At 59.7% G+C, this 11683-nt stretch carries 10 protein-coding genes and 1 pseudogene; 3 read left to right on the forward strand and 8 right to left on the reverse strand.

Annotation, left to right across the window (positions count from 1 at the left end; translation table 11 throughout):
- The 8 genes and pseudogenes from AC5E6N_RS10850 to AC5E6N_RS10885 form a co-directional block, all read right to left on the reverse strand.
- Positions 1 to 522 (reverse strand): annotated as a pseudogene (locus AC5E6N_RS10850) (ABC transporter ATP-binding protein); the annotation flags it as partial.
- A gap of 722 nt (positions 523 to 1244) precedes the next feature.
- Positions 1245 to 3665, reverse strand: a complete 2421-nt coding sequence (locus AC5E6N_RS10855) for a hypothetical protein (RefSeq protein ID WP_491747837.1) — start codon at positions 3663 to 3665, stop codon at positions 1245 to 1247.
- Positions 3662 to 4267 (reverse strand): hypothetical protein, encoded by a 606-nt coding sequence (locus AC5E6N_RS10860; RefSeq protein ID WP_491747838.1) that lies wholly within the window; start codon positions 4265 to 4267, stop codon positions 3662 to 3664. The genes AC5E6N_RS10855 and AC5E6N_RS10860 overlap by 4 nt, the downstream gene beginning before the upstream one ends.
- Positions 4257 to 4922: a hypothetical protein gene (locus AC5E6N_RS10865; protein WP_491747839.1), complete on the reverse strand. Its 666-nt coding sequence runs from the start codon at positions 4920 to 4922 to the stop codon at positions 4257 to 4259. The genes AC5E6N_RS10860 and AC5E6N_RS10865 overlap by 11 nt, the downstream gene beginning before the upstream one ends.
- Positions 4923 to 5224: 302 nt before the next feature.
- Positions 5225 to 5674, reverse strand: a complete 450-nt coding sequence (locus AC5E6N_RS10870; RefSeq protein ID WP_491747840.1) for a MarR family winged helix-turn-helix transcriptional regulator — start codon at positions 5672 to 5674, stop codon at positions 5225 to 5227.
- Positions 5667 to 6773, reverse strand: coding sequence for an Acg family FMN-binding oxidoreductase (locus AC5E6N_RS10875; protein WP_491747841.1), 1107 nt, complete (start codon positions 6771 to 6773; stop codon positions 5667 to 5669). Before AC5E6N_RS10875 ends, AC5E6N_RS10870 begins: the two co-directional genes overlap by 8 nt.
- 60 nt (positions 6774 to 6833) lie before the next feature.
- On the reverse strand, positions 6834 to 8225 hold the full coding sequence (locus tag AC5E6N_RS10880; protein WP_491747842.1) for a sensor histidine kinase: 1392 nt from the start codon (positions 8223 to 8225) through the stop codon (positions 6834 to 6836).
- Complete coding sequence (locus AC5E6N_RS10885) at positions 8222 to 8905, reverse strand: response regulator transcription factor (protein ID WP_491747843.1); 684 nt, start codon at positions 8903 to 8905, stop codon at positions 8222 to 8224. Before AC5E6N_RS10885 ends, AC5E6N_RS10880 begins: the two co-directional genes overlap by 4 nt.
- Before the next feature lie 73 nt (positions 8906 to 8978).
- On the opposite strand from AC5E6N_RS10885, the gene AC5E6N_RS10890 reads away from it, so the two are divergent.
- The 3 genes from AC5E6N_RS10890 to AC5E6N_RS10900 all read left to right on the forward strand — a co-directional run bounded on the left by AC5E6N_RS10890 (position 8979) and on the right by AC5E6N_RS10900 (position 11681).
- Positions 8979 to 10043 carry an ABC transporter substrate-binding protein gene (locus tag AC5E6N_RS10890; protein WP_491747844.1) on the forward strand — a complete coding sequence of 355 codons (1065 nt, stop codon included), beginning with the start codon at positions 8979 to 8981 and terminating at the stop codon, positions 10041 to 10043.
- Positions 10044 to 10156: 113 nt separating this feature from the next.
- The gene (locus AC5E6N_RS10895; protein ID WP_491747845.1) at positions 10157 to 11125 is read left to right on the forward strand and encodes a tripartite tricarboxylate transporter substrate binding protein; all 969 of its coding nucleotides are present in this window, start codon (positions 10157 to 10159) and stop codon (positions 11123 to 11125) included.
- A gap of 97 nt (positions 11126 to 11222) precedes the next feature.
- Positions 11223 to 11681: a tripartite tricarboxylate transporter TctB family protein gene (locus AC5E6N_RS10900; protein WP_491747846.1), complete on the forward strand. Its 459-nt coding sequence runs from the start codon at positions 11223 to 11225 to the stop codon at positions 11679 to 11681.
- The last annotated feature ends 2 nt before the right edge of the window (positions 11682 to 11683 follow it).

The raw sequence follows: 11683 nt of genomic DNA on the forward strand, positions 1-11683 counted from the left end.
CACCGTGAAGTGCGGAACGGTCTGGAAAACGACGGCCATTTGCTGTTCCAGCGCGCTGGCGATCTGCGAGATCCGCGTGGCGATCTGACCGGCGAGCATGTCATGGAAAAAGGCGAGGTCCTGGCGCTCGACCGCCTTGTGGCCCTGCCACTGCATGACGGCCGGCATGCACACGGCCACGACCTGCGAACCGAGCGTGTTTGCCAGAAAGATGCAAAGCGGAAGCACCGGAAAGAACAGGACGCCAAGGATGGCAAGAACACGCCAGTCTTCCTGCAGGAAGAGGCTCGCGCCTTTGGCGGTGACGCCGTCGACGATAAAGGAGATGCCCCAGATGACCGCAAGGTTGATGCTCTCGACGGCGATGCTGAACAGGACAATGGCAGCCAGCGTGCCGCGGAACATACGCGCCAAATACAGGAACAGGGCAAGCGCCCCGCTCGCCGGCAGCGGACCGTGCGGGATGTCCAGCGGACGCACGAGGGTTTCAAACGGTCGGTAGACAAAATCCGAGAGCGACATTGCGGGAGCAGCCTTGTCCTGGATGTGAGTTTTCAGGAGGTTGTTCACTCGATCCCGATCTGAAAAGCTGAAGTTGCGAAAGATCAGTGATCAGGAGGGGGACCGAATGAACATCCACAACAATGCCCGTTTAACGCCGAAAGGTCGAGAGATATTGATCGGCCGTCTTGAGCATGGAGAACATGCGGCATGTCGTCCCGGACATCGAGCATGACATCCGCGCCGTTTTTCGCCCGGATCACGGCAAATTCGGCGATCATGTCGCGCAGTATCTCGCGCCCGCCTCAACCGCCTGATCGAGACGGAAGAGACCTTCTGGTGCCACCGGCTGATGGGCGAGCGGTTTTGACGCTTATTGCCTTGGCCCGCGCCGGGTGACAGATTGGCCGGATCGCAATGAGACGAAACGGGCCGGCAGGGGGAATGTTGACGATGCACGCTGAGGCGGCGCAGCCAGAAGGATGCCATGACCATGGTAGAGATTGCCCGGCTGGCCGACCGATGGCTGCCGAAACCGCGCATCCTCCATCCATGGCCCGGGCAGCGGTTTGCCGTCAAACATCCAAGGTAGGAGCCGTATGCGGGAATCCCGCTCGTACGGATCTGTGCGGGGCGCGCCGGGTAACCGGCGTCCCTACCGCGAACCGTGACGCGAAGTATGTTTGAACAAACTGTCGATGTGTTTCGTATTAAGCCTCATCATTGAGGTTTCCCGAAAGCCATCAATCTTCCTCGATAAGAAGGTCAAGCTGTTGCGGTTCCTTAACCAGCCTAAGCTCAATACGATCGGAACGAAGAGTAACTTCAAGTGTGGTGCCGAACGAGCGGAAATAGACGTACATGGGACGGTCCAGTTCCATGAAACCGAAAAACGAAAACGGAATTTCCGCCTTATCGTCGGATGACTGGTACGCCAATACGTCCTCCGGGTTACGCTCCAACTCGGCAGATTGCATGCGCTCAGCCGACGCTATGCCAGTTTGTAGCAACACCAACCCCTCATCGAAGCCGCCTGATTTCCGTTTCTTTCGATCAGCAGCTTTTTTTATGGCGGCGAGCGAAATCCCTTCTGAACATGCCACCGCACGGAAAACCTCGTACAAATCAGCTAATTCTTCAGTTTTGGAGGACTCGTCGTTAGCTTCCCGAACCTCCAACGCCTCTTCGAATAACTTGCTGATCAGAAATCCGACCTTAAGGTTCTTGGGTACTTTCCGAGTAACCTCCATCTCGCGTCTATCAGCGATCTTTGCTGGAATATGGTCTCTGACAAGTTTTCCTAGGCTCGTTGATCGTCGAACCCTAGAGCGTTTCTTTTCAGATGAGGTTACGATGATGCAACCGATATTGCGCAGTTGATAATAGACGTGGGCTAATGTCGAGCCGTGCAAAATGATCGGCACATTGGCCTCTCTGGCGGCTTTTCCGACTGACGCTATAAATGCATTGTCACGCATTAGACGCAATTCAGTCGGCCGCATAGACAGAGCTTGCCTTCCTCTTGGACCTGACCAGCTCTGGAATTCGTCCAGCGTCGCTTCGTCGGTTACCTCAAAAACTTTGTACGTGGTGCGGTCTGGGTTTCGTTCGGCGATGTGAGCTTCTGTCCAATACCACGGAATATTGAATTGCGAACCATCTGCATCTGCGCATCCAATAAACCACATGATATGGCAGGCACGACCGAGGCGCTCCGCAATTGCTGATGATCTGCTTGCTAAGTCCTTTGCTTCAGAGGATCCGATGCAATTATTGCGAGCAAGTTCATTTTTCACCCTAACATAATCCCAACCACCATCTTCCGTTGAGATAAGCATATCTGACTTGTAGTCTGGATATTCTGTTGCCACGCCAGTCGGAACGTGAACCTCCCAAATATCATACGGACAATATTGAAGGGCGTCAGGCAGTCCCCAAAGTGCATTGATTTCCACAATGGGATTGTCAGGCTCGGCCCGAACCCATGCGCTTGAACGAGACGCCACAAAACGGTGTACGATGAAGGCAAGATCAGATGTATCATAATCCTTCCTCAGTTCTGCGGCCTTATCTAGACACCAGCAAGTCGCGTCTTTAGGAGTCAGGCATTCCGTGCGCGGCAGATTTGGGATTTTGCTCTGACCTGCTTTGACGCTTGTCCGCACGATGATACCGGCAGGACCGATTAAACTCTTCAGATCGTCTGTGAATTGTTTGACGCCAGACCTGTCGGCAGCATCAGGCAATTGATCGACCGGCACACAGAAGAGAATCGGCTTGTGTTTTGCATCCGGCTCCCACAACTCCTGTAGGACAAGCAGTTTATCCCAATGTGCCAACATATCGCCGTCAGCCAGTTTCAAGTAAACACCACTATTAACATCGGGATGAATAGCCACCGGCACGCGTACTTGGAATGGATTTACGCCAAAAAGGTCTTCATCTGCCTCATCGATCTGGACAAGATAGTAGCTATGATTGTCCGTCAGCCATTCGCAGTTGAGCCGCTGAGAACGACCCAGCAGCAGTTCATTGTTTAGCCACGCTCCGACAGAACCAAAGAGCCGTTCTCTTGCGATGCCGGATCTGACGCCTAGGGGTGCGTCTGGATCAGCTGCTTGATCGCGTTGGCTGTTCAGGCGCTCACGGGCCGTCATCCCGTTAGCTTCAACGACGCTGATTTCCCAATGGTCCCTGGTTTTGGAAATCCGCAGGAGATTCCCAAACTCGCCTGCGGAAGTTGGACGCACATATCGTTGGATCAAAAGGCCCAGAGGTTTGCCTTTCGCTGAGGCAATAACGGCCTGAACCGCCTGGTCAAAGACGTCAATGAAGTCCTTCGAACTGCGCTTCACGGTAATGCTGTCATAGGTACCGCGTTCCCAGATGCTTTCTCCCACAACACTTGAACGGATGATTAATTCTCCCCCACGCGAAGCCAAACCTTTGATACGGGCCAAATCTGCGGAGGACAGGTTGTCCGATAGAGTGCCGCTTGCAGTTGTTCGCGCGACCAAGTCGAAAGGCACCAAAACAAACGGCAACGTCCAAGCGCGGGGGATTGCAAGCGAGTTAGCACCCTTCGTGCCGAAATCGACACCGAACCGCTTAACATCGGACCATTCAATCCGCGGCTGATCATCCGAGAAAAGCAGCGTGGTCATTTCTTTTCCAGAGTGCCGAAAACTGCGTTGGCCACATTCGACAGAAGTCCGCTTACGCCATCTGAAAAATAACCAACGAGGAATGCTAGTGCGGCCGTTCCTGCTATTGAAGTTGATTCTTCCGTCGACTGAACCATAAGCATGCCGGAACCGAACAATGTCATTACGACACAGGCATAAACACCCCCCATCAATGGGACCATGAGACGCCAAAAACGGCGATCGAGGTGCCACTTACCCTTAGCTACAGCGTGGATCAGCCATTTCATCGAAAAGGTTATACCACCCACGCAACCGGCGAAGAAAATGGCTATCAGGCGAAAACTAATCGAAAGTCGACCAAACCAAGTGTCCACGCTAAAATGCTGACCCGCCAGCCCTAAAAAGAAGCCAGCTCCGCACAAGGCAACAATCAGTGCCACGACAAGCACCCAAGCCTCAGCATTCATTTTCTGGCGCGCCTCTTCTGGATATCGTGATTCCCAATCCCAGCGAGGGCGTTCATCGGTGTAATCTTTGTTACCGCCGACGGGCTGTTTCATCGGAGCGGCGGTTGCTGCGGGCTCCTTCGAATCGTATTCTTCTTTCGATTCATCGGTCACACTCAGTAACGCCTTCAAGGATTTGGAAATTCTTGATCGTGGTGGTGATGTTATCCGAGTGCCGATGGCGACGGTAATCCCAGAGTTCATTCCGGCCTGTCAGTGAGCCGATGACACGCCGAAAGAACTGCGATCCGGCAGACTCTACGTTTAATGCGGATATCGCCTGCTCCCCCGAACCAGCAACGAAATAGGAATCAACCTCACTTAAGAAATCGTATGCTTGGCTTGTAACCGTTAATTGCCAGTCCAGTTTCGACATCGACCTTGCCTGATCCGTGAGAGCTTCAAAGGTGAAGTGGGGATTGAACAAGATATGTAGATGTGCGTAGTCGACGCCGCATCCAGAGACTGATCCTCTTTCGGTTGGGCCATGTTCGAACCATATGACATCGGCGTGACGCAAACCTAAATGTTGGCACACAGCACTCACGATCAACTCTGGTTTCTTGCCGGTTTTTCTTTGCCACTCTCTGAAGTTGAGCGCGCGCTTCCTCGGAATTACGAGCACCCAGTTGGGCACGATCGCACCCAAAGTTGGCGCAACTAGCCAATCCTGCCTCTCAAGCAACGGGCGGTCGTATATCTCCGCATTCGTATTTGATCCTTGCAACAGCGTTGCGAACCGAACCGAGGTTCCAAAGTTGTCATTCATGTCGCGATCCCGAGATGTGATGCTTCGGTGATGGTATAGGGATTCGGGCAAAAGTGCTGAAATACAGTTACGATGAGCCGAATATTTGACAGTTTGTTGCAAATTTATCTTATAACAGCCCTTCATAGGGCGGCAAGATAATCGGTGCAATGACATGGCATGTCGAGTGCATTGTTCATCAAGTTGGGCGCCCACAGTTGGCCCAATGTGCTGCATACTCCTTTAGTTTGAAAGTCCACTTCCGGCGAACCAGTTGGAGTAGCTTGCGCTCATAACCAACGTCATCATCCTCAACAATAGCCTCACCCCTCCCGCGCCGCATCCAGAAACTTCCGGATCTCCGCCAGCTTCGGCGTCACATCCTCGATAAACTCCGGCGGATAGCGCTCCGCCAGCTGCGCCATATCCGGCCCCAGCGCGGCGATGGCATTATCCCGAAAATCGCGGCCGGCGTCCGTCAGCCAGACGCATTTGCTGCGGCCGTCTTCGGGGTTGGGGCGCATGTCGATGAGGCCGTGTTTTTCAAGGCCTGAGAGCGTGTGCGTCATCGTCGTTTTGGGCACCTGGAAGGCGTTGGCGAGGCGCAGTGGGGTCGGGCCGTCGCCGACGCGGATCAGATGGTTGAGCACCGAGAAATGCGAGATCAGGAAGCCGTCGGGCAGCCGCGCCTCGAAGAGGGCGCGGCTCAATTGCGCGATGATGCCGATCTCGTTGAAAAGCATGAAATAATGCGAAAGCGTCTTGCTATCCATTGATGATGCGCGTCTCCAGCGGCCAGCGCGGCGATCGATTCACCTGCGGCCCGAAGCCCAGCCTACCAAGCATCTGCACCCTATGGCCAGATGGGGCGAGCATCGCATGCGCCTTTTCATGATGCGGGCGCATCTCGTCAAACTCCTGCAGCGCCTGGCTGACCGGATGCAGCGAAAGGCCGAGCGCCGTGGTGGTCAGATTCAGCCGCAGCCAGCGCCGCCCGGCTTCGATCTGGTCGGCGCGGGTGTTGCCCGGCGTCGTCAGCACGGCATAGGCGGGCGTTGCAAAGAGCATCTCTTCATAGATGCGCACGCCCTCCTTGAAGCCGGTGGAGGTCGGGTCGGCCTGCGCCTCGCGTGAGAGCATGCCGGCGAGCATGAGGGCTTCGAGGAACGGGCCGCCGAGATCGATCCCGTCCGGATTGGCGTTGATCTCCGCCTTGCCGAAGCGCATCAGCTCGACGCTTTCCATCAGCGTGCGTTCCGTCTGCATCTCGGTGAGCCAGGCCTGCCAGGTGAGGTCGCGTATGCGGGCGACGTCGCCCGGATCGGTGCGGATATCGGCGAGGGCTGAAAGCCGATTGATCATCGCCGCTGGCACCGGCTCGGCGCTATAAGGCTCCTTGCAGGAGCGCCGGTCCATCACATGGGCAAAGAGCGGGTCGGGCGCCGCGCCTTGCCTGAAACGGCAGACGGCGACCGGCCCGTCCTCGCCCTCCGGGTAAAGATCCATAGCGACCGCATGGCCGGTCTCAGACGCGGCGGTCGCCAACAGTTCGAGGAAACAGCCAAGGCCGATGGTGAGCTGGCGCTGGAACGGGTCGGTCTCTGGCAGCTCGCGTTCGGTGTCGCGGTAAAGCGTCACCGTCTCGGCCTCATTCAGATCGACCAGCCAGGGCTGGCGGTTGTGCGGGTTGGGCGCGAGGATCGCGTAGGAGAGCGCCCGCCGTCGCGGCTCGCTCTCGCCGCCCGCCGCTTCCCACGGGGCAAGCGCCTTCGCCGGGCGGCGCGTCGTGGCAAAGAGCGTCGAGGCGCCGGTTGCGGCAAGGATGGTTCCGCCGCCGAGTACGGTCAGCATTTTGCGTCGGCTGATGGTCATGGTTCTTCCCTATATAGTACGATATCGAACTAATGCAAGATCGGATGAATTTTCGGTAAATCAGACGGCGGCGAAGCCGATGCGGACCAGCAGACCCTTGCCGCTTTCGGGCGTCTCAAGATCGAGCGTGCCGCCGAAGAGCGCGGCGATCTCGCGGGCAATGGCAAGGCCGAGCCCGCTGCCCTCCGATGCGGTGTCGCCGCCGCGCCCGAAGCGCCGCAGCACCGACTGGCGTTCCGACGGCGCGATGCCGCTGCCGTCATCCTCGATTTCCAGCACCGCCCGCCCGTCGCCGGCGCGCAGCCGCACGGTGATCTCGATCGGCCGGCCGCCATGGCGCATGCTGTTTTCGACAATGTTGCGCAGCATCTCGCGCATGAGCACCGCATCGCCCCGGGCGTTGAGGTGCTCCGGCCCGTCATAGCCGAGATCGATATCGCCTGGCAGGTTGCCGGCGATGAGGTCCTGGCAGACCTGACGGCACACCTCGGCAAGGTCGCAGCGCCGCCCGGCGACATCGCCCTCATCGGTGGAATCGAGCCGCGCCAGGACGAGAAGCTGCGAGAGCACCCGCTCGGCCTCGCCGATCGCCTCGTCGGTTTCTTTCAGCGCCGCATGGCGCTCGTCCGGCGTCGCGGCGCGGTTGGCGATTTCGAGCTGCGTGCGCATCACGGTGAGCGGTGTTCTGAGCTGGTGGCTGGCATTGGCGGTGAAATTGCGCAGCGCCGAGATGGACGAGCCGAAGCGGCGCACCAGATCGTTGATGGTGAGCACCAGCCCGCTGACCTCGCCCGGCACCCGATGCTCGATGGGCCTCAAGTCCTCCGGGCTGCGCCGCCCCACCGCCTCCTGCAGCCGGTAGAGCGGCCTGAGCGACAGGGTGACGGCGATCCACACGACAAGGACGGCCGTCGCGATCAGCACCGCCTGCCGCACCGCCGAGCGAAAGAGAATGTCGCGCGCCATCTTCGACCGTGCATTGGTGGTCTCGGCGATGATCACCCGGTAGGCGAGCGACACCGTGTCGGACGAGGCGGCGCCTGGCAGCACGGCGATGCGGATCGGCTCGCCCCGGAAGCGCGAATCGGCAAACAGCATGTCGCGCTCGATCCGGTCCGTCTGCGCCGGCACGGCAAGCTGCCGGTAACCGGTGATGAACTCTGCCCCCGCCCCCTCGATGCGGTAGAACACCCGGTCCTCGGCCGAGGATGTCAGCATTTCCAGCGCCACATAGGGAATGTCGACTTCGAGCGATCCGTCATCGTTGACGAAGATGCGCTCGGCAATCGCAAGGGCCGAGCCGGCCAGCACCCGGTCGGAGATCTCGTCGGCGGTCTCGCGCGCCGAGCGGTAGGAATCGAAGAGCGCCAGAAGGCCGATCGCCAGAAGCGGCAAAAGCAGCCACAGCAAAAGCCGCGAGCGCAGCGAATAGGAGGAGGAGACGCCGGTCATCGCGCCTCTTTCGCATCCGGCGTCTGCAGGTAGTAGCCGAGCCCGCGCGCCGCCTTGATTGAGACGCCGTAGTCGGCGAGCCGGCGGCGCAGCCGGCTGACATATTGCTCCACCGCGTTCTCGCTGATGTCCTCGTCGAAGCTGCTGAGCGACTCGATGAGTTGACCCTTGCTGAGCGTGCGCCCGTTGGCGAGCAGCAGCGCCCTGAGCACGCCGGTCTCCCGCGCCGGGATTTCCAGCACCGCGCCATTGGCGGTGACCTGCCCGCTTTTCAAGTCGAATGTCAGCGCGCCGGCCTCGATAAGCGATGTGCGCACGGCGGCCGAGCGGCGGATGAGGGCGCGGATGCGCGCGTCGAGCTCGCCCCATTCGAAGGGCTTGGTCAGATAATCGTCGGCCCCGAGATCGAGGCCTTTGATCCGGTCCTCCAGCCCGTCGCGCGCCGTCAGGATCAGCACCGGCACGGCGATCCGGTCGGCGCGCATCTCGCGCAGCACCTGCAGCCCGTCGATCTCCGGCAGGCTGAGATCGAGCACGATGAGATCGTAGCCGAGCGCCCGCGCCGCTGACAGGGCCGAGTCGCCGTCCGCCACCCAGTCGACGGCATAGCCGCTGTCGGCAAGCAGCGTCTTCAGCCCTTCCGCCAGCTTGCGGTTGTCTTCAACGATCAGTATGCGCATTCATCCTCCGTGAACAACGTTAGATATTCAATTGCCACTTGTGAATGTCCAATTTGCCGGGCATGGTCGCCGGATGCGCCTTGTCTGCCTTTTGATTGCCTATCTGGCCGCCACCGGAGCGGCCCTCGCGTCCAATTATTTCCCGCCCGTTGGCGGGACCGGCCCGGTGCGCACGCTCACCGTCTATTCGACCCTCGACGAGCGTGTCTCGCGCCCGCTGATCGATGCGTTCCAGCAGGCCAATCCCGGCATTGCGGTGAGCTATGAGGACCTGCAGTCGCTGGAAATCTACGAGCGCATCCTCCGCGAGACGGACGAGGAGGGCAAAACCGCCGACCTGGTGATTTCCTCCGCCATGGACCTGCAGGTCAAGCTCGCCAATGACGGCTATGCCCGCGAGGTCGCGGGCGTCGGCGTCGACGGCTGGCCCGACTGGGCGAACTGGCGCGATTCCCTCTTCGGCCTGACCTTCGAGCCCTCCGTCATCGTCTACCACAAGCCGTCCTTCGAGGGCCTGGAGGTGCCGCGCAACCGCTCCGAGCTGATCGGGCTGTTGAAATCCTCCGAGGCCGAACTCTACGGCAGGATCGCCACCTATGATGTCGAGCGTTCGGGCCTCGGCTTCCTGTTCCTTGCCCGCGACCGCGAACACAGCCGTGACATCTGGAGCCTTGTTGCCGCCTTCGGCACCGCCGGCGTGAAGCTCTATTCCAGTTCCTCGGCCATTCTGGACCGCGTGGCCGATGGCCGCTTCGCGCTCGGCTACAACATCCTCGGCTCCTACGCGCAGAACTGGGCCAGCCAGATTCCCGATCTCGGTATCATCCTGCCGGAGGATTACACCGTCGTCATGTCACGCATCGGGCTGGTTCCCGAAGCCGCCGCCGATCCGGAACTCGGCGAGGCGATGCTCGCATTCCTGATGTCCGAGGAGGGGCAGACGATCATGGCGCGCGATGCGCGCCTGCCGGCGCTGCATCCGCGTGTCGAGGGCGAGAACACCGCCTCGGCGCTGCGCTCGCGTTTCGGCGCGCGGCTGCGGCCGATCTCGATCAGTCCGGGCCTTGTCGTCTATCTCGATCAGGTCAAGCGCGCCCGCTTCATCTCCCGCTGGAACGATGCGCTGAGGACGAAATAGCGCGGCCCGCAGCGCTTTCGGTCCGCCGATGTCAGCTTCATGACAGCTTTTGCTGCTTTGCTGGACGCAACGCCCGCCATTGGGCGTGGATTGAGCATCCCTGGGAGGAAATCATGCTGAAGAAACTGACGGCAGCCCTTGCCGTGTCCGTATTTACACTGGCCGCGTCCGCCGGTCTGGCGCAGGCGCAGACCGTCGATGAAATCAAGTTCCTGATCCCCGGCGGCGCTGGCGGCGGCTGGGACGGAACGGCCCGCGGCACCGGAGAGGCGCTGACCAAATCCGGCATTGTCGGCTCCGCGTCCTATGAGAACATGTCCGGCGGTGGCGGCGGCAAGGCGATTGCCCACATTATCGAGACCAAGGACCAGGATACGCTGATGGTGAATTCCACGCCGATCGTTATCCGTTCGCTGCAGAAGGTCTTTCCGCAATCCTTCCGTGACCTGACGCCGATTGCCGGCATAATAGGCGACTACGGCGCGATGGTCGTCGGCAAGGATTCCGACATCAACGATCTCGGCGGCCTTCTGGCGGCCTACAAGGCCGACCCCTCCAACGTTGCGATCGGCGGCGGCTCGGTTGCCGGCGGCATGGACCATCTGATCGCGGCGCTTGTCATGAAGAATGCCGGCGAGAGCCCGACCGAGGTGAAATACATTCCCTATGATGCCGGCGGCAAGGCCATGGCCGGGCTCCTTTCGGGCGAGATCGCCGCGCTGACGACGGGCCTCGGCGAGGCCCTGGAGCTTTCCCGTCAGGGCGAGGTCAAGATCCTGTGCGTGACCTCCATGGAACGCCTTGACGCGGCGCCCGATACGCCGACTTGCGACGAATCCGGCTCCAAGGGAACCGACTTTGTCAACTGGCGCGGCTTCTTTGCGGCGCCCGGTCTGCCGGACGACAAGAAGGCGCAGTTCGTGGCCGCGTTTGAAGCCATGTACGACACGCCCGAATGGGTCGCCGTGCGCGACCGCAACGGCTGGGTCGAGATCTTCAATCCGGGCGACGACTTCTCCACCTTCCTGGAGCAGCAGGAACAGGAAGTCGGCGGTCTCATGAAGGAACTCGGTTTCCTTTAAGACAAGCGTCTTCATTACCGGTATATTGGGCGGCGGGGCGTTCAGCGGAGCGCCCCGCCGTCGCAAGCGGGCGATAGCCGCCCGGGGGAGGGTTTCAATGCTGTTTTCAAAGGACCGGATAGGCGGCGTTCTTCTGCTCGCCTTTTGCGTTACCTACGGGTTTCTGAGCCAGAACATCACGCTGCTGCCGATACAGGCGAAGGCGGCGTTCACGGCCCGCACCATGCCGGAAGTGCTGATGGTGCTCGGCATCGGCCTTTCCCTCCTGGTGGTGATCTTCCCCGGCGCAAATGAGCGCCCGCAGCTTGCCGGTTTCAACTGGGGCAGGGCGGCGTTTTTCCTTGTTCTCATGTCGGTCTACGGGCTGACGATCCGCCCGCTCGGATTTATCCTGTCGACCTCGCTCTTCCTGATGGCCGGTTTTGCCATGCTCGGCGAGCGCTCGGCGCTCAAGCTGTTTCTCGTCGCCGTTCCGCTCGTCGTCTGCTTCTGGCTGCTGATGACGCAGGGTCTCGATGTCTTCATCGAGCCGCTGCCATGGTTTTTAAAGGGCTAGCG

It is taken from the genome of Hoeflea sp. (assembly GCF_984452065.1).